At 69.5% G+C, this 17,390-nt stretch carries 15 protein-coding genes and 1 riboswitch; of the genes, 7 read left to right on the top strand and 8 right to left on the bottom strand.

The annotated features are described in order from the left end of the window. The first annotated feature begins 2 nt into the window (after nucleotides 1-2). Nucleotides 3-2,027: a M3 family metallopeptidase gene (locus SLW55_RS04000; protein WP_267100539.1), complete on the top strand. Its 2,025-nt coding sequence runs from the start codon at nucleotides 3-5 to the stop codon at nucleotides 2,025-2,027. Between the two features lie 392 nt (nucleotides 2,028-2,419). Further along, on the top strand, nucleotides 2,420-3,283 hold the full coding sequence (locus tag SLW55_RS03995) for a hypothetical protein (protein WP_267100538.1): 864 nt from the start codon (nucleotides 2,420-2,422) through the stop codon (nucleotides 3,281-3,283). A gap of 46 nt (nucleotides 3,284-3,329) precedes the next feature. Here the strand turns inward: SLW55_RS03995 and fabB are convergent, their stop codons facing one another. Beyond that, a complete protein-coding gene (gene fabB, locus SLW55_RS03990) occupies nucleotides 3,330-4,538 on the bottom strand; it encodes a beta-ketoacyl-ACP synthase I (RefSeq protein ID WP_152237869.1) in 1,209 nt (402 codons plus the stop codon). Continuing rightward, nucleotides 4,538-5,053 (bottom strand): 3-hydroxyacyl-[acyl-carrier-protein] dehydratase FabA, encoded by a 516-nt coding sequence (fabA, locus tag SLW55_RS03985; protein ID WP_150409556.1) that lies wholly within the window; start codon nucleotides 5,051-5,053, stop codon nucleotides 4,538-4,540. The genes fabB and fabA overlap by 1 nt, the downstream gene beginning before the upstream one ends. A gap of 200 nt (nucleotides 5,054-5,253) precedes the next feature. Between fabA and dinB the strand changes: the two genes are divergently transcribed. Continuing rightward, a complete protein-coding gene (dinB, locus tag SLW55_RS03980) occupies nucleotides 5,254-6,324 on the top strand; it encodes a DNA polymerase IV (protein WP_267100537.1) in 1,071 nt (356 codons plus the stop codon). A 669-nt stretch (nucleotides 6,325-6,993) separates the two neighbouring features. After that, nucleotides 6,994-7,647, top strand: coding sequence for a phosphoglycolate phosphatase (gph, locus tag SLW55_RS03975; protein ID WP_267092910.1), 654 nt, complete (start codon nucleotides 6,994-6,996; stop codon nucleotides 7,645-7,647). Nucleotides 7,648-8,133: 486 nt separating this feature from the next. Here the strand turns inward: gph and btuB are convergent, their stop codons facing one another. From btuB to SLW55_RS03960, 3 genes are all read right to left on the bottom strand, one after another. Further along, nucleotides 8,134-10,005 (bottom strand): TonB-dependent vitamin B12 receptor, encoded by a 1,872-nt coding sequence (btuB, locus tag SLW55_RS03970; RefSeq protein ID WP_295965388.1) that lies wholly within the window; start codon nucleotides 10,003-10,005, stop codon nucleotides 8,134-8,136. A 113-nt stretch (nucleotides 10,006-10,118) separates the two neighbouring features. After that, nucleotides 10,119-10,337: riboswitch (cobalamin riboswitch) on the bottom strand. Between the two features lie 25 nt (nucleotides 10,338-10,362). Beyond that, nucleotides 10,363-10,791 carry a TfoX/Sxy family protein gene (locus SLW55_RS03965; protein WP_295930639.1) on the bottom strand — a complete coding sequence of 143 codons (429 nt, stop codon included), beginning with the start codon at nucleotides 10,789-10,791 and terminating at the stop codon, nucleotides 10,363-10,365. Next, complete coding sequence (locus SLW55_RS03960) at nucleotides 10,788-11,270, bottom strand: GAF domain-containing protein (protein ID WP_017912553.1); 483 nt, start codon at nucleotides 11,268-11,270, stop codon at nucleotides 10,788-10,790. Before SLW55_RS03960 ends, SLW55_RS03965 begins: the two co-directional genes overlap by 4 nt. 116 nt (nucleotides 11,271-11,386) lie before the next feature. Here SLW55_RS03960 and bioD point away from each other — a divergent pair, with 116 nt between their 5' ends. Further along, a complete protein-coding gene (bioD, locus tag SLW55_RS03955; RefSeq protein WP_320744660.1) occupies nucleotides 11,387-12,076 on the top strand; it encodes a dethiobiotin synthase in 690 nt (229 codons plus the stop codon). A 422-nt stretch (nucleotides 12,077-12,498) separates the two neighbouring features. Here bioD and SLW55_RS03950 read toward each other — a convergent pair whose 3' ends face one another. The 3 genes from SLW55_RS03950 to SLW55_RS03940 form a co-directional block, all read right to left on the bottom strand. Continuing rightward, complete coding sequence (locus SLW55_RS03950; RefSeq protein WP_026143664.1) at nucleotides 12,499-12,876, bottom strand: phasin family protein; 378 nt, start codon at nucleotides 12,874-12,876, stop codon at nucleotides 12,499-12,501. 277 nt (nucleotides 12,877-13,153) lie between these two features. Continuing rightward, nucleotides 13,154-13,513 carry a 6-carboxytetrahydropterin synthase QueD gene (queD, locus tag SLW55_RS03945; RefSeq protein ID WP_017916250.1) on the bottom strand — a complete coding sequence of 120 codons (360 nt, stop codon included), beginning with the start codon at nucleotides 13,511-13,513 and terminating at the stop codon, nucleotides 13,154-13,156. A 177-nt stretch (nucleotides 13,514-13,690) separates the two neighbouring features. Beyond that, nucleotides 13,691-15,064: a DEAD/DEAH box helicase gene (locus SLW55_RS03940; protein ID WP_043093333.1), complete on the bottom strand. Its 1,374-nt coding sequence runs from the start codon at nucleotides 15,062-15,064 to the stop codon at nucleotides 13,691-13,693. Between the two features lie 345 nt (nucleotides 15,065-15,409). On the opposite strand from SLW55_RS03940, the gene SLW55_RS03935 reads away from it, so the two are divergent. Beyond that, complete coding sequence (locus SLW55_RS03935; protein ID WP_017908490.1) at nucleotides 15,410-16,399, top strand: fumarylacetoacetate hydrolase family protein; 990 nt, start codon at nucleotides 15,410-15,412, stop codon at nucleotides 16,397-16,399. A gap of 89 nt (nucleotides 16,400-16,488) precedes the next feature. Next, nucleotides 16,489-17,145, top strand: coding sequence for a maleylacetoacetate isomerase (gene maiA / locus SLW55_RS03930; protein ID WP_152182542.1), 657 nt, complete (start codon nucleotides 16,489-16,491; stop codon nucleotides 17,143-17,145). The last annotated feature ends 245 nt before the right edge of the window (nucleotides 17,146-17,390 follow it).

Here is a 17,390-nt window from a genome sequence, read left to right as displayed (position 1 = left end):
CGATGACCAATCCCCTGCTCGATTTTTCCGGCCTGCCGCGCTTCGATGCGATCCAGCCCGAGCACATCGGCCCGGCGATCGACACGCTGCTGGCGCAGGCCGAGGCCGCCGTGGCCGCCGCCGAGACGGTGGCGCCGGTGCGCTGGGACAGCTTCGTGGCGCCGCTGGACGATGCCACCGAGCGCCTGTGGCGCGCCTGGGGCCAGGTGAGCCACCTGCAGGCGGTGGTCAACACGCCGGCGCTGCGCGAGGCCTACAACGCCAACCTGCCCAAGGTGACGCGCTTCTCCAGCGCGCTCGGGCAGAACCTGGCGCTGTTCGCGCAGTACCGCACGCTGGCGCAATCGCCGGAGGCGGCCACGCTGACGCCGGCGCAGCGCAAGGTGCTGGACAACGCGCTGCGCGATTTCCGCCTGGGCGGCGCCGAACTGGGCGAGGCCGACAAGCAGCGCTTCGCCGCGATCCAGGAAGAACTGTCGGCGCTGTCGGCTAAGTTCTCGCAGAACGTGCTCGATGCCACCGACGCGTGGTCGCTGCTGGTCGACGACCCGGCGCGCCTGGCCGGCCTGCCCGAGGACAGCATCGCCGCCGCGCGTGCGGCGGCCGAGCGCGACGGCCAGGCGGGCTGGAAGCTGACCCTGCAGATGCCATGCTACCTGCCGGTGCAGATGTATGCCGAAGACCGTACGTTGCGCGAGACGCTGTACCGCGCCAACGCGATCCGCGCTTCGGAGTTCGGCGATGCGGCGCTGGACAACAGCGCGGCGATCGGGCGCATCCTCGCCCTGCGCGGCGAACTGGCGGCGCTGCTCGGCTTCGCCAGCTACGCCGAGTATTCGCTGGCGACGAAGATGGCGCAGGATCCGGCGCAGGTGCTGGACTTCCTGCACGATCTGGCCGCACGCGCCAAGCCCTACGCGCAGCGCGATCGCGCCGAACTGGAGGCATTCGCGCGCGAGCACCTGGGCCTGGACACGCTGGAAGCCTGGGATCTGGCCTACGTCAGCGAAAAACTGAAGCAGGCGCGCTACAGCTTCTCCGAGCAGGAGGTGAAGCGCTACTTCACCGAGCCCAAGGTGCTGGAGGGCCTGTTCGGCCTGATCCACGACCTGTACGGCCTGCGGGTGGAGGCCGACAGCGCGCCGGTGTGGCATCCGGACGTGCGCTTCTTCCGCCTCAGCGATGCGCAGGGGCGCCTGGTCGGGCAGTTCTACCTGGACCTGTACGCGCGCGAAGGCAAGCGCGGCGGCGCCTGGATGGACGACTGCCGCAACCGCCGCGAACGCGCCGACGGCGTGCAGACCCCGCTGGTGTACCTGGTGTGCAACTTCGGCCGCGGCAGCGACGGCAAGCCGGCCACCTTCACCCACAACGAGGTGACCACCCTGTTCCACGAGATGGGCCATGGCCTGCACCAGTTGCTGACCCAGGTCGGCGAACTGGGCGTGGCCGGCATCAACGGCGTGGAATGGGACGCGGTGGAACTGCCCAGCCAGTTCATGGAGAACTTCTGCTGGGAATGGCCGCGCCTGCAGGCGATGACCGCGCACGTGGACAGCGGCGAACCGTTGCCGCGCGCGCTGTTCGACAAGATGCTGGCGGCGAAGAACTACCAGAGCGGCATGTTCACCGTGCGCCAGCTCGAGTTCGCGCTGTTCGACATGCAGCTGCACCACGACTTCGATGCGCAGGCCGACAGCGTGCTGCAGTTGCTCGAGCGCGTACGCGACGCCGTGGCGGTGAACCGGCCGCCGGCGTGGAACCGCTTCCCGCACCAGTTCAACCACATCTTCGCTGGCGGCTATGCGGCCGGCTATTACAGCTACAAGTGGGCCGAGGTGCTCAGCGCCGACGCGTATGCCGCATTCGAGGAAGCGCCTGACCAGTTGGCGGACACCGGCGCGCGCTTCCTGCGCGAGATCCTCTCGCGCGGCGGCAGCCGCCCGGCGCTGGAGAACTTCACTGCCTTCCGCGGTCGCGTGCCGGAACTGGAGGCGTTGCTGCGGCACAGCGGCATGGCCGGATAAGCCGGGATTGGGGATTCGGGATGACAGCCTGCGGCTGTTGAAAGCCGGGATTCGAGATTTTCCTGCGCAGGCGTAGTGGTTGCGATTGCACTGTGGGAGGGACTTCAGTCCCGACGGGCTTTCCCGGGAAAGCCCGTCGGGGCTGAAGCCCCTCCCACAAAAGCAGCTGTTTTTTATCGGCGCACTGGATCGCTTTGCAGCGGTTGTACTCCGCGGACTACGCTGCCGTCCCGATTCCCGATTCCCGGCTTTCAACAGCCGCAGGCTGGTCATCCCGAATCCCCAATCCCGAATCCCAGCTCCTCTGTGCTAGAACACAGCACAGCGGCACGGCGATCTTCGCCGCCGCGATCGCGGCGCAGGGCACTGCCGCACTGCACAAGGAGGACCGCATGAAGCGAGCAGGGTGGTGGACGCCGTTGCTGTTGGGCATGGCCGCGCCGGCATTGGCGCAGGACGGCAGCGGCACGGTGCGCATCGGCGCCAGTCTGCGCGCCGGCCCGGCGCCGGAGTATCCGCGCGTGGCTACGCCGGCCACCGACGACGCGTTGCAGGTGCATGGCTGCACACGGGATTGGGCCTGGTGCGATGTCAGCTGGCGCGAGAAACGTGGCTGGCTGCCGGCTGGTGCGATCGACTTTCACGAACAGGGGCAGGGCGTCGCGCCCGGCGCCTCGCTCGGTGTGCCCACGGTCGGCTTCGCGCTGGACCGCTACTGGGACACGCACTATCGCGGCCAGCCGTGGGCACGCGAACGCGCGCGTTACCGCCCGCTGGAAAGCGCGGCGACTGCCGCTGGTCCAGCGCAGATCCCGGCACCGCTGCAGCGGCAGTTGGCGCCGCAATGGCGGGCGCCCCCTCCACCGCAGGCGTCCGCGTCCGAGGCCGTGAGCGCCACGCCGCCATGGACGCCGCCGGGCGAGCGGATGCATCGGATCCCGCCACCGGACGCGCTCAATCCCCGCTACAACAAGGAACTGGCGAAGGAACTGCAACGCCAGGACAGCGACCGCCGCCAGCGCGAATCGATGGGACTGCAACCGGTGCCGCCGTCTGCCTCCGCGCCGTCGGCATCGCCATCCTGGCCGCCGTCGCCGGCGACGATCCAGTGGGTCGAGCGGCATCCGCCGAAGCCGAGTTCACCACCGCCTCCACCGCCACCGCCACCGCCTCCGCCTTCAGCGCCACCAACCAAGCCGGAAGCGCACAAGGACGACGACGCCGGACGTCGCGACGTCCGGCAATTGGAGCGTTGACGCGCGGCACGCTGCCGTTGCCGGCAGTGGCGGAGCATGGCCTCACTCAGGCCTTGGCGAACACCAGCGCGGCGTTGGTGCCGCCGAAGCCGAAGCTGTTGGACATCACCGTGCGCAAGTCCGCGTCGCGGCTCTCGCGCACGATCGGGAAGCCCTCGGCGCGCGGATCCAGCGTGTCGATATTGGCCGAGCCGGCGATGAAGCCGTCGCGCAGCATCAGCAGGCAGTAGATCGCCTCGTGCACGCTGGCTGCGCCCAGCGAATGCCCGGACAGCGCCTTGGTCGAGGACAGCGGCGGCACCGCGTCGCCGAACACCGCACGCACCGCGTCCAGCTCGGTGACGTCGCCCAGCGGCGTCGAGGTGCCGTGGGTGTTGAGGTAGTCGATCGGCGCGTCCACGCCCTGCAGCGCCATGCGCATGCAGCGCACCGCGCCTTCGCCGGACGGGGCCACCATGTCGGCGCCGTCGGAGGTCACGCCGTAGCCGACCAGTTCGGCGTGGATGCGCGCGCCGCGCGCCATCGCATGGTCGTAGTCCTCCAGCACCAGCATGCCGCCGCCGCCGGCGATGACGAAGCCGTCGCGCGCGGCGTCGTAGGGCCGCGAGGCCACCGCCGGTGTGTCGTTGAAGCCGGTGGACAGCGCGCCCATGGCGTCGAACATCAGGCTCATGGTCCAGTCCAGCTCTTCGCCACCGCCGGCGAACATCACGTCCTGCTGGCCGTGGCGGATCAGGTCCGCCGCCGCGCCGATGCAGTGCGCCGAGGTCGCGCACGCGGCCGACAGCGAGTAGCTCACGCCCTTGATCTTGAACGCGGTGGCCAGGCTCGCCGACACCGCCGAACACATCGTGCGCGGCACCATGTACGGGCCGACCTTGCGCACGCCGCGGTTGCGCAGCAGATCCGCCGCTTCCACCTGCCAATGGCTGGAGCCGCCACCGGAGCCGGCGATCAGGCCGATCCGCGGGTCGCTGATCGCCGCCTCGTCCAGGCCGGCATCAGCCAGCGCATCGCGCAGCGCCAGGTAGGCGTAGGCCGAGGCGTCGCCCATGAAGCGCTTGAGCTTGCGGTCGATCGCCGCGTCCAGGTCCAGCTGCACATCGCCGCCGATCTGGCTGCGCAGGCCGGCCTCGACCGCCTGCGGGTTATGGCGGATGCCGGCGCGGCCTTCGCGCAAGGCGCGCGACACGCTGTCCAGATCGTTGCCCAGGCACGACGTGATGCCCATTCCGGTAATGACCACGCGCCGCATCAGAACGCCTCCGTCGACGTGAACAGGCCCACGCGCAGGTCCTTGGCGGTATAGATCTCGCGCCCATCCACCGACATGCGGCCGTCGGCCACCGCCATCGCCAGCTTGCGGTTGATCACCCGGCTGATGTCGATCTCGTACACCACCTGCCTGGCGGTGGGCAGCACCTGCCCGGTGAACTTCACTTCGCCCACGCCCAGCGCGCGGCCGCGGCCGGGCGCGCCCAGCCAGGTCAGGAAGAAGCCGGTCAACTGCCACATCGCATCCAGGCCCAGGCAGCCGGGCATCACCGGATCGCCGATGAAATGGCAGCCGAAGAACCACAGGTCCGGGCGGATATCCAGTTCGGCGCGGATCACGCCCTTGCCGTGCGCGCCGCCGGTCTCGTCGATGGCGACGATGCGGTCGAACATCAGCATCGGATCGTTGGGCAGGCGCGCGGCGTCGGCGCCGAACAACTCGCCGCGTGCGCTGGCGAGCAATTGCTCGCGCGAATAGGAGGACAGACGACTCATGAGCGGAACATTCCCAGGCGAGACAGTCGAGGCGCGCAAGAGTGCATGAGCTTCGCGCGTTCAATCAAACGTTTTATCCGTACGCACGCGTAGTGTCGGCAGCGGCGGTGGCGCGCGCACTGCGCCGGATCAAGGCGCGCATTCTCAGTCCGTGCGCAGCGTGGGGCTTATCATGCGCACACCGTTCGCAGGCGTAGGGTATGGGGTCGATGCGCAAGATCATTCACGTCGACATGGACGCGTTCTACGCGTCCGTGGAGCAGCGTGACGATCCTGCGCTGCGCGGCAAGCCGGTGGTGGTGGCCTGGCGCGGCATGCGCTCGGTGGTGTGCGCCGCCTCCTACGAGGCGCGCGTGTTCGGCGTGCGCTCGGCGATGCCGGCGCTGCGTGCCGAGCGGCTGTGCCCGGACGCGATCTTCGTGCCGCCGGATTTCGCCCGCTACAAGGCGGTGTCGCGGCAGGTGCGCGAGATCTTCCAGCGTCATACCGACCTGATCGAGCCGCTGTCGCTGGACGAGGCCTACCTGGACGTCACCGAGCCCAAGGGCGAATTGCGCACCGCCACCGAGATCGCCCAGACCATCCGCGCGCAGATCCGCGCCGAAACCGAACTGACCGCCTCGGCCGGGATCGCGCCGAACAAGTTCCTGGCCAAGATCGCCTCGGACTGGCGCAAGCCCGACGGCCAGTTCGTGATCCGCCCGCATCGCGTGGAAGCCTTCCTGACCCCGTTGCCGGTAAACAAGGTGCCCGGCGTGGGCAAGGTGATGGAGGCCAAGCTGGCGGAACTGGGCATCGCCACCGTCGGCGACCTGCGCGCGCGCAGCGAGGCGGAACTGGAGGCGCGCTTCGGCAGCTTCGGCCTGCGCCTGTACCAGCGCGCGCGCGGCATCGACGAACGCCCGGTGGAGTCGGACCAGCCGGTGCAGTCGATCTCCTCCGAGGACACCTTCGCCGAAGACCTGGCGCTGGAGGCGCTGGAGCCGGCGATCCGGCAACTGGCCGAGAAGACCTGGAACGCCACCCGCCGCACCGAGCGCATCGCGCGCACCGTGGTGCTGAAGCTGAAGACCGCGCAGTTCCGCATCCTCACCCGCAGTTTCACCCCGGAGCAGCCGCCGGACTCGCTGCAGGCCTTGATCGACATCGCCCTGGCGCTGCGCGAGCGGGTAGACCTGCCGGCATCCACCCGCTACCGCCTGGTCGGCATCGGCCTGTCCGGCTTCCACGAGCGCGAGCCGGGGCAGGCGCAGGGGCGCTTGTTCGGTTGAGGCGGTGGCGTCGCCTGGGATACTGCCTTCCCGGCTGATTGCATGGGAACGTGTGCCACGGGAGACTGTCGTACCCTCTATCGTCGCGCCCTGAGCGGTGCGTGGATTGAAACACCTGGGGTTACGGTGCGGCGACGGCGGGTCTGTGTCGCGCCCTTGCGGGGGCGTGGATTGAAAGCACATCGAGTCGGTCAGCAAGCACAGCGTAAGCGGTCGCACACTCTCGCGTGCGTGTGTTGAAACAACCATGGGATGTGGGTGCAGGCCGAGAACCTGGCCGTCGCTCCCGCGTCGGGACTGGAGTCCCTCCCACAGGGGCATGCTGCTCGGGTTGAAACAGCGACTTCATCCTCCGGCACGCGGATCGACCTGGTCGCGTCCTCACGGATGCGTGGATTGAAACATGGGTGGGGATCGCCAACCGGTGATGTTCTCGGGTGTCGTGCGCGCGAGCGCAGGGATCGAGCGGTTGACTCGGGCCGGGATGGATCGCGTGAGCGCGGTTCGCGCGCTCGGTCGCCGTCACGGCGCCGCCGCAGCGGTCGTGGCGTGGTCGCAATCGCGTGTCAGCGAAGGCAGCTTCCGCGCCGCGCCGCGCCGCGCGCGTCGCAACCGCGTCCGACATTGCGCCACCTACAATGCGCACTTGTTTCCCTGTGTTGGCACGACATGACATTTCCTTATGCATTGGTGGTGTTCGACCTGGACGGCACCCTGGTCGACAGCGGCGCCGACATCGCCGAGGCGCTGAACCGCACCCTGGCCGACTTCGGCCTGCCGCGCGTGCCGGAGGCGACCGTGCTGGGCTGGATCGGCGAGGGCGTGCGCAAACTCGTCGAGAGCGCCTGGCGGCATGCCGGCGACGCCACGCCGCTCGAGACGGTGATGCCGACCTTCATGCGTCACTACGCCGAATGCCTGTTGCGCAGTCCGCGGCTGTATCCGGGTGCGGCCGAGGCGCTGACGCAGTTGCATGCGGATGGCGTGACGCTGGCGCTGTGCACCAACAAGCCGTCGGCGATGGTGCCGCCGCTGTTGCGCCATCTGGGCGTGGCCGATCTGTTCTCTGCGGTGCTCGGCGGCGACAGCCTGCCCGAGCGCAAGCCCAGCCCGGCGCCGCTGCTGCACCTGGCGCAGCAGTTCGCGCAGCCGCCGGCGCGCTGCCTGATGGTCGGCGATTCGGGGACCGACCTGCAGGCCGGCCACGCCGCCGGCATGCCGGTGGCGCTGGTGCGTTACGGCTATCCGCGCGATCTGGATCTGGCCACGGCCGACGTGGTGTTGCTGATGGATGATTTGCGCGAGCTGCTGCAGTTGCCCTGACGCGATGCCGCGTAGCGCTTCGGTATAGCGCGAAGATCCTGGAAATGTGGTGTAGGCGCGGCTTCAGCCGCGCCAGGCTTTCCTGGGAAAGCCCGTCGCGGCTGAGGCCGCGCCTACAGCGCAGGACGCAGTAAGCCCCTCTCCCCCCGGGAGAGGGGTTGGGGTGAGGGTCCGGGCGCGTAGCGGTCGCTGAACTGTCAGGTTTGTGCCGCGGTGCATGAGCACGAGGGAGGCCGTTTGCGTTCGGCGGCCAGCAGCCTGATCGCGAGCGACCACGTGCGCGATGCGTCGCGCATGCCTGCTTTGAGACTGCACGCATCTACATCCGGTGTGGTCGCACATGCCGCCTCTTGTAGGAACGGCTTCAGCCGCGACAGGCTTTCCCGGGAAAGCCGATCACGGCTGAAGCCGCCCATACAAAAAAGGACGCGTGGTTTCTGCGCTTTCGTCCCGCGCTACGCCATCGGCGCAGCGCGGGACGCCGACTCAGCGCGCCGCCGGCGCGTAGCGCAGGGTCAGCGCGTACTCGCGGCCCGGCTGGTTGTACCAGTTCACCGTCTGGTAGTCGCGGTCGAACACGTTGCTGGCCTTGGCCTGCAGCGTCCAGTCCGGGGTGAACGCGTACTCCGCGCGCAGGTCGACGGTGCCGTAGCCCGCCAGGCGCACGCGGTTGGCCGCGTCGTCGAAGCGGTGGCCGCTGCCGAACACGCTGACGCCGAGCTTGACTGGGCCGATGCCGCGGTCCACGTCCAGGCGCGCGGTGTTCTGCGCGCGGCGCGCCAGCCAGTTGTCGCGGTTGCCGCCGTCGCTGCGGTTGCGCGGGTCGGTGTGGCTCAGCTGCGCCGACAGTTCCCAGCCGGCCAGCAATGCATAGCCGGTCAGTTCGGCGCCGCGGATGCGCGCCTCGTCCACGTTGACCGGCAGGAAGCTGACCGCGTCGTAGGAGATCAGGTCCTTCACCCGGGTCTCGTAGGCGTTGAAGGTCCAGTTCCAGCTGTCGGCATACTGCGCAATGCCGAGGTTGCCGCTCTTGGAGCGCTCCGGCTTCAGTTCCGGATTGCCGGCGAACGGGTAGTACAGGTCGTTGAAGGTCGGTGCCTTGAAGCCGGTGCCGACGCTGGCGGTGAGCTTGAGGCCATGCGCCAACGCCAGGCCCCAGCCGAGGCTGCCGGTGGTGTGCTCGCCGAACTGTTCGTTGTCGTCGCTGCGCACGCTGGCCTGCACCTGCTGCGCGCCGAAGCGGCCCTGGTACTCGGCGAACACGCCGGTGTTGTCGCGGCTGTCGACGTCGAAGGCGGTGCTGCTGGCAACGTGCTCGCGCTGCCAGTCGCTGCCGACGCTGAGCAGATGGCCTTCGGCCAGGGTGATGTCGCCTTGCAGCGCGGCGGTGTCGCGGCGGCTGTCGAAGGTGCTGACGAAGCTGCGGGTGCGTGCGCCCGGCGCACGGTAGTAGCTGTCCGCGTCGTCGACGTTGCGGCCCAGTTGCGCGGCCAGGTGCAGGCGATCGGAGGGCGTCCAGTCGAGCTTGCCGCTGAACACCTGCTGGGTGTTGTCGGCCTCGTTGCCGGCGAACAGCGCGTCGCCGTCGTACTCGTTGCGGCTGTCGATGTTCAGCGCCTGGCCTTCGATGCGCAGCGTGTCGGTCAGCGCGTAGCCGCCGCGCGCGCTCAGCGAGACGTTGCGGTAGCCGTCGCGGTCGGGCTGGTCGACGAAGCAGCCGGCGAACAGCGTGGCCGAGCCGTTGCAGGCATTGATGCCGTCGGTCTTCTGGTAGCCGCCCTGCACGGCCAGCCAGCCGCGCTCGCCGCGGTTGCTGAAGCCGGCGCCGGCCTCGCGCAGGCCGTGGCTGCCGCCGCCCAGGCTCAGGTTCTGCTGGAAGCCCTGGCCGCCGCGGCGGGTGAAGATCTGGATGACGCCGCCGATCGCGTCGGAGCCGTACAGGCTCGAGCGCGGGCCGCGCACGATCTCGATGCGCTCGATCTGGCTCAGCGGCAGGTCCTGGAACGCGGCCAGGCCGGCGCTGGCCGAGCCGATGCGCACGCCGTCCACCAGCACCAGCACGTGGTCCGACTCGCTGCCGCGCAGGTTCAGCGTGGTCAGCTTGCCCAGGCCGCCCTGGTTGGAGAAGCCGATGCCGGCGCGGCCCTGCAGCAGCTGCGCCAGCGAGGTGGCCTGGCTGCGCTCGATCTCGGCACGGTCGATGACCTGCGCTGGGACCACGCTGTCCTCCACCGAGATCTGGGTGCGGGTGGCGGTGACCAGGACCTGGTCGAGGTCGGTGGCGGCATCGGCGGCGTGGGCCAGCGCGGGCAGGGACAGGGCGGACGCGATCGCGACCGAAAGCAGGCGGGACGACATGGGTGGCAACTCCGGCGCGCGGCTGCGCGCTGTGACGGCAAGGGAGTCGCGAACGGAAGGTGCAAGCGGACGGCGCCGGACACGGCGCGGCACGCCGCGACGCCCTCCGCATCGCAACCAGTGAACTGCAAGGCCGGTCTCCGGGCTCGCGATCAGGGAGGCGGACCTCCCGGCTGCGACGCCTTCCCATGCCCAGGGCACAGTGGCGCAGGTCGTCAGCGCGGATCGCTTACCGTTGCGGGGGCAGCGCCGGCCTTGTCGCAAGACGCACCGGCTTCCCGTTTCAACCCGCTGGCCGGAGCCGGCGGGTCACCTTGAAGCGGCGCGATTGTACGCGATCGCCGCTGGCTGCGCGGCTCAGTCGGCGTGAGTGCCGTGGCCCTCGTCGTCGCCGTAGTGGTCGCCCATCGGCGTGTCGTGCGTGTCCTGCGCGTAGGCGCCGTCGGCAGCGTCGTCGTCGCGCGTGTCGTCGCGGTCGAAGTGCGTGGTCGCCACCGGCCCGGCGACCGGCAGGCCGCGCTGCGCCGGCAGCGCCGCCGTCGCGATCTCCAGTTCGCCCAGCAACTGCGCGCGGCGTGCCTCGGACAGTTCCTGCCAGTGGCAGCCGCTGAGCGCGCCTTCCAGCGAATACAGCAGGTTGAGGCTGGGCTTGAAGCCGGCGCGCTTGACCTTGACGAAGGCGCCGACCGCACCGGCCGCCTCCAGGTCCTGTTGCGTGCGCACACCGACCTGGCGCAGCCAGGCCGCGCTCTTGGGGCCGATGTTGCGCAGCTTGGTGGTACTCATCGCAGGCTGTCGACGAAGACCTGGGCGATCGCTTCCAGGCCGCGCTGGTCGTCGGCGTCGAAGCGGGCGAGGTCGGGGCTGTCCAGGTCGAACACGCCGACCAGCGCACTGTCGCGCAGCAGCGGCACCACCAGTTCCGACCGCGAGGCCGCATCGCAGGCGATGTGCCCGGGGAACGCCTCCACGTCGTCGATGCGCTGGGTTTGGCCGCTGCTGGCGGCCGCGCCGCACACGCCCTTGTGCAGCGGAATGCGCACGCAGGCGGGCAGGCCCTGGAACGGGCCGACCACCAGTTCCTTGCCGTCGTAGAAGTAGAAACCGACCCAGTTCAGCCGCGGCAGCGCGTGATACACCAGCGCAGCCAGGTTGGCGGCATTGGCGATGCGGTCGGGCTCCCCGGCGACCAGGGCACGGGCCTGGTCGAGCAACTGGGCGTACTGTTCCGGCTTGCTGCCGGTGAGCGAGGACGAGGCGAACATCGCGCGAGTCTAGCAGCGCGCTGCGTCCGCCGGCACCGCGGCGGCTGACGCGCGCGACGCACCCGGCTATCCTGCGCGCCGCCGCGCGTCCCGCCGGCCAACCGACAGGGTTTCGCATGGCTGTTCCCGCCTTCTACGTCACCGGCACCGATACCGGCATCGGCAAGACCATCGCCAGCACCGCGCTGCTGCACGCCCTGCGCGCGCGCGGCCAGCGCGCGGTGGGCATGAAGCCGGTGGCCAGCGGCTGCGCGCGCGAGGCCGACGGCTGGCGCAACGAGGACGCGCTGGCGCTGCAGGATGCGAGCGCGCCGCGGCCGGCCTATGACGATCTCAATCCCTACGCGCTGCCGCTGCCGCTGGCGCCGGAACTGGCCGCCGCCGATGCCGGCGTGCAGCTGGAGCTGGCGCCGATCGCGGCCGCGTTCGAACGCCTGCGCGCGCAGGCCGACGTGGTGGTGGTGGAAGGCGTCGGCGGCTGGGCGGCGCCGCTGTCGGCGACGCTGGACCAGGCCGATCTGGCGCGCGCGCTGCGGCTGCCGGTGGTGCTGGTGGTCGGCCTGCGCCTGGGCTGCCTCAACCACGCCCGGCTCAGCGCCGCGGCGATCGCCGCCGACGGCCTGCAGTGCATCGGCTGGATCGGCAACGAGATCGACCCGGCGATGGAGCGCATCGACGACAACATGGCGATGCTGCGCGCGCGGTTGCCGATGCCGTGCTGGGGGCGCCTGCCGTACCGGCAGCAACCGCAGGCCGAGCAGTTGGCGGCGGAACTGCAGCCGTGGGCGGGCATGTCGCCCGGCTGAGCAACTGCCGGTGGCACTGCGCTGCCGGCTTTTGTGGGAGGGACTTCAGTCCCGACGCCTGACCGATGCCGCGTCGGGGCTGAAGCCCCTCCCACAAGATCACGACGTCCAGGATCCGCAAGATGGGCTGATCCCGAATGCCGGGTTTCACTCCCGAAGCAAGCGCATGGAGAAGCCCGGTCGAAGAGGCGATCTACCGGCTCCTGGCAAAGCACCGGAGCTGAAGCCTCTCTCATCAGGAAAGGCAGGAACGCCAAGACGCACGCGATCGACCAATCCCCAATCCCCACTCCCGAATCCCGCCCATAAAAAAGGCCCGGTAGAGGGAGGGATCTACCGGGCCTTGGGTTGCACGGGGGGAGGGACCCATGCAGACCGAGCGTGCGTCGGGCGGCGAACCGCAGCGACGTCGAAAACTAGTGTTACTTGGCGGCGGGCTTGGCCTTCGGCGCGGCCTGTTCGGTCGCCGCTTCGAACTGGTGCTTGGCGAGCTGGCCGATGGCTTCGGAGGCCTTCAGGCCCAGGCCGAACACTTCCTGGTTGGCCGTGGCCAGCCGCTCGAAGTTGTCGCGGGCGATCTGCAGGCCCTTCGGCCACAGCGCCTGCACGGTGCCCAGATCGCGCGCCTCGGTCAGTTCGCCGAGGAAGCCGGTGGTGGCCGACACGTTCTTCTCGAAGGTCTTCAACTGCACGCCGAACACGCTCTCGGCGCTCTCCAGCGCCAGGCGGTTGGCACGCGCCGCGGCGGCGGCGAACTGCTGGGTGTAGCTGCTGAACTGATCGTTGAATTGAGCGGACATCATGCAACTCCGTTGGAATGCCGACTGCTGTTGCAGTGCAACATACGCTCATTCTGCTGCGATGCAACAAAATTTTCTGAAGCCGCTCAGGATTCGTTCAAACTGCTTTTCTGATCAATTACTTGGCGCAATTCCGCCAGCCCTTGCCGGACGCCTCTGCTGGCCTGGAAAGCGCCAGATGCGCGCAACGACGCAACGTGGGCAGCACGCAAACCCTCAGCCGGCGCGGTGCCGCTCTTACGATTCCCGAATCCCCATTCCCCATTCCCGGCCTTCTTCAACCCGGCCCGCGATAGCGACAGCCGGAGGTGCAGGTCTCGTGCACCACCACTTCGCTCAGCAGCGGCAACGCCGGCTTGAGCCGGTCCCAGATCCACACCGCCAGACGCTCGCTGGTGGGATTGTCCAGGCCCTCGATGTCGTTGAGGTAATGGTGGTCGAGCTGGTCGTAGAGCGGGCGGAACGCTGCCTTGATGTCGCCGAAATCCATCACCCAGCCGCTCTCGGCGCCGGGTTCGCCGCTGACGTGCAGCTCGATGCGGAACGAATGCCCGTGCAGGCGCGCGCACTTGTGGCCGGGCGGCACGTTGGGCAGGCGGTGCGCGGCTTCCAGGGTGAAGACTTTGAAGATATCCATGGGGAGCATTGTACGGTCAGGGGTGGAGCGGCATGGCGGGCTGCCGGTGCCGCGCGACGACAACGGCGCCGTCGTGCGGCAGGGCGTCGCGACATGCGCGATGCCGGGTGGAGCGGACAAAAAAGGCCGCCCCGAAGGGCGGCCTGAGTGCGTGCGCAGCGCGTGGCCGCGGACGGATCAGCGCGGCGCCGCGGGGCGGTTGCCGCCGCCGTTGCCGTGGCGGCGGCCCTGGCCCTGGCGGCGCGCGCCGTCGGCGTGGCTGCCGCCGGGCTTCTTGCTGCCGGCGTGCGCATGCGCGTGCGCCGGTGCATCGCCATGGCCGCGACGGGCGTGGCTGCCGCGACGCGGCGGGCGCTGGCCGCCCGGACGCTCGTCCGGCGGGTTGTTGTTGCCCCAGCGGATCGGCGTGACCGGCTCGAAGCCCGGCACGTCGCGGATGTCCATCTCGCGCTTGAGCATGCGTGCGATCGCGCGCAGCAGCTTGGCCTCGTCCTGCGCCACCAGCGAGATCGCCTCGCCGGTCGAGCCGTTGCGGCCGGTGCGGCCGATGCGGTGCACGTAGTCCTCGGCGACCATCGGCAGGTCGTAGTTGATGACCTTGGGCAACTGGTCGATGTCGATGCCGCGCGCGGCGATGTCGGTCGCCACCAGCACGGTGATGCGGCCGGCCTTGAAGTCGCTCAATGCGCGCAGGCGCTGGCCCTGGCTCTTGTTGCCGTGGATCGCCGCGGTCTTCAGCCCGGACTTGTCCAGGAACATGGTCAGCTTGTCGGCGCCGTGCTTGGTGCGGGCGAACACCAGGGTCTGCTTGCGCGAGTCGGCGGCCAGCAGGTGCAGCAGCAGTTCGCGCTTGCGCGCACCGTCCACCGGATGCACGCGGTGGGTGATGGTGTCGGCCACGGTGTTGCTCGGGGTGGCCTGGATTTCCTGCGGGTCGTGCATGAACTCGCGGGCCAGCTGCTTGATGCCTTCCTCGAAGGTGGCCGAGAACAGCAGGGTCTGCCGGTTCTGCTTGGGCAGCTTGGCGAGGATGCGCTTGATCGACGGCAGGAAGCCCATGTCGAGCATGCGGTCGGCTTCGTCCAGCACCAGGATCTCGATGCCCGACAGGTCCACGCTGCGGCGCTCGAGGTGGTCGAGCAGGCGGCCCGGGCAGGCGATCAGCAGGTCCACGCCGCGGCGCAGCGCGTCGAGCTGGTTGCCCATGCCCACGCCGCCGTAGATGGTGGTGCTGGGGATGCGCAGGTACTTGCTGTAGCCGCGCAGGCTGTCGTGGACCTGGGTGGCCAGTTCGCGGGTCGGTGTCAGGATCAGCGCGCGCGGCTTGCGCGGGCCGGGGCCCACCGACTGCGGCGAAGTGCCCAGGTGCTGCAGCAGCGGCAGGCCGAACGCGGCGGTCTTGCCGGTGCCGGTCTGCGCGCCGGCCATCAGGTCATGGCCTTCCAGGGCGACGGGAATGGCCTGCGCCTGGATCGGGGTGGGGGTTTCGTAGCCCTGCTCGGCCAACGCGCGCAGCAGGAAGGGCGCAAGGCCCAGGGATTCGAACGACATGAGAATGCTCCGGATAACGCGCCGACGCCGGGACGGACCCGGCGCGCAGACGCAAGTAGGTGAGGCTCGGAGCGTTCCCGTGAACCGCGCTGCGAGAGGGTGGATCAACCCGCAGCGCGAGGCTGGGGTTCGTCGGCACCACGAAAGGCGTCGGGCGGGGCGGGCGAGTCGGATCGTTGCGATCCTGGCCTCGCCGGCGATCCCTGAGGGAAACGGACGGCCGCATGCAGACCGGCGCAGTGTACCTGAATTGGCGCGCTGCACAAAATCCGGGTCCGTTTCAGTTGAAACCAAGCCGGCGTCTGGCCGTACAATCGCCGGCTCAGCCCCCAGCACTGGACGGACATGAAGCTAGGTTCTCTGAAGGAAGGCGGTCGCGACGGCACCCTGATCGTCGTGTCCCGCGATCTGACCCGCGCCGTGCGCGCCACCGGCATCGCGCCGACCCTGCAGCGCGCGCTGGAGGACTGGAGCAACCTCGCCCCGCGCCTGAACGCGCTGTCCGAGTCGCTCAACGACGGCAGCGCCGACGGCCAGTTCGACCTGGACATGGCCGCGCTGGCGGCACCGCTGCCGCGCGCCTACGAGTTCCTCGACGGCAGCGCCTACCTGCCGCACGTCGAGCGCGTGCGCCGCGCGCGCGGCGCCGAGGTGCCGGAGAGCTTCTACACCGACCCGCTGATGTACCAGGCGGTCAGCGCCGGCTTCTACGGCCCGCGCGATGCGGTCAAGGTGGTCAGCGAGGACTACGGCATCGACCTGGAAGCCGAGATCGTGGTGGTCACCGACGACGTGCCGATGGCGGTCAGCCCGGCGCAGGCCGCCGCGCACATCCAGTTGATCGGCCTGGTCAACGACGTGTCGCTGCGCAACCTGATTCCGCCGGAACTGGCCAAGGGCTTCGGCTTCGTGCAGTCCAAGCCGCGTTCGGCGCTGTCGCCGGTGTTCGTCACTCCCGACGAACTGGGCGAGGCCTGGCAGGGCAACAAGGTGCACCTGCCGCTGCTGACCCATATCAACGGCGCCTGGTTCGGCGCGCCCGAGGCGGGCGAGGACATGCAGTTCGATTTCGCGCAACTGGTCGCGCACGCGGCCAAGACCCGGCCGCTGGCGGCGGGCGCGGTGGTCGGCTCGGGCACCATCGCCAACCAGGACACCACGCGCGGTGCCTCCTGCTTCGCCGAACAGCGCACCGTGGAAACCCTGCGCGACGGCAAGCCGAGCACGCCGTACATGTCCTTCGGCGACGTGGTGCGGATCGAGATGCTGGACCGTGACGGAGTGAGCATCTTCGGTGCGATCGAGCAGCGCATCGAGCAGGCGCCGCTGCCCTGACCCGGCCGGCGGCGGTGCCGGGGCGACCGGCGGCGCCGCAGCCCGGGTGTCCACCGGTATCGTTGTCGATTGCGCAGACGGAGGCGGGCATGGACGAGGCACTGCAGCTCTACACCTACTGGCGCTCCAGCGCCGCGTACCGGGTGCGCATCGGGCTGGAGCTCAAGCGTCTGGCCTACCAGTCGCTGCCGGTGCACCTGGTGCGCGACGGTGGACAGCAGCACTCGCCGGAATATGCGCGGTTGAACCCGCAGGAACTGGTGCCGACCCTGTGCCACGAGGGCCAGCCGATCCGCCAATCGCTGGCGATCCTGGAGTACCTGGACGAGCGCTGGCCGGAGCCGCCGCTGCTGCCGGACGCGCCGATCGATCGCGCCCGCGTGCGCGGCCTGGCGCAACTGATCGCCTGCGACATCCACCCGCTCAACAACCTGCGCGTGACGCAGTTCTTCGAGAGCGCCTGGAACGTGCCGCAACCCGAGCGCGAAGAGTGGATGCGGCACTGGATGCAGACCGGCTTCGATGCGCTGGAGCAGTTGCTGGCCGAGTCGCCCGACACCGGACGCTTCTGCCACGGCGAGCAGCCGGGCCTGGCCGACTGCTGCCTGGTGCCGCAGCTCTACAACGCGCGCCGCTTCGGCGTGGATCTGCAGGCCTACCCGACCCTGGAGCGGATCGAGCGCGCCTGCCTGGCGCTGCCGGCATTCGACGCGGCGCGCCCGGAACACCAGCCCGACGCGCAGTAAGCTGGGACTATCGTCGCAGGAGCGGCTTCAGCCGCGACCGGGCATCCGCTGCTGCCAGTCGGCCACCGGCCCCTGCCGCGCCGGTGAGCATGAGGATGTGGGAGGGACTTCAGGGCACCTCGAACAACCTGCCACGACCTTGAGCCAGGGGTAGCATCTGTCGCAACGGCACCAGAGCGGCGCCTGATCGTGGTGGTTGGGAGGCTGAGGTGGCCGCTGGGCTACCTCAGCCGATCACGCTGGCA

This window comes from Xanthomonas sp. LF06-19 (assembly GCF_034105425.1).
In the GTDB taxonomy this organism is placed as follows: Bacteria; Pseudomonadota; Gammaproteobacteria; order Xanthomonadales; family Xanthomonadaceae; genus Xanthomonas_A; species Xanthomonas_A sontii.
This window is presented reverse-complemented; position numbering and strand designations above follow the sequence as displayed.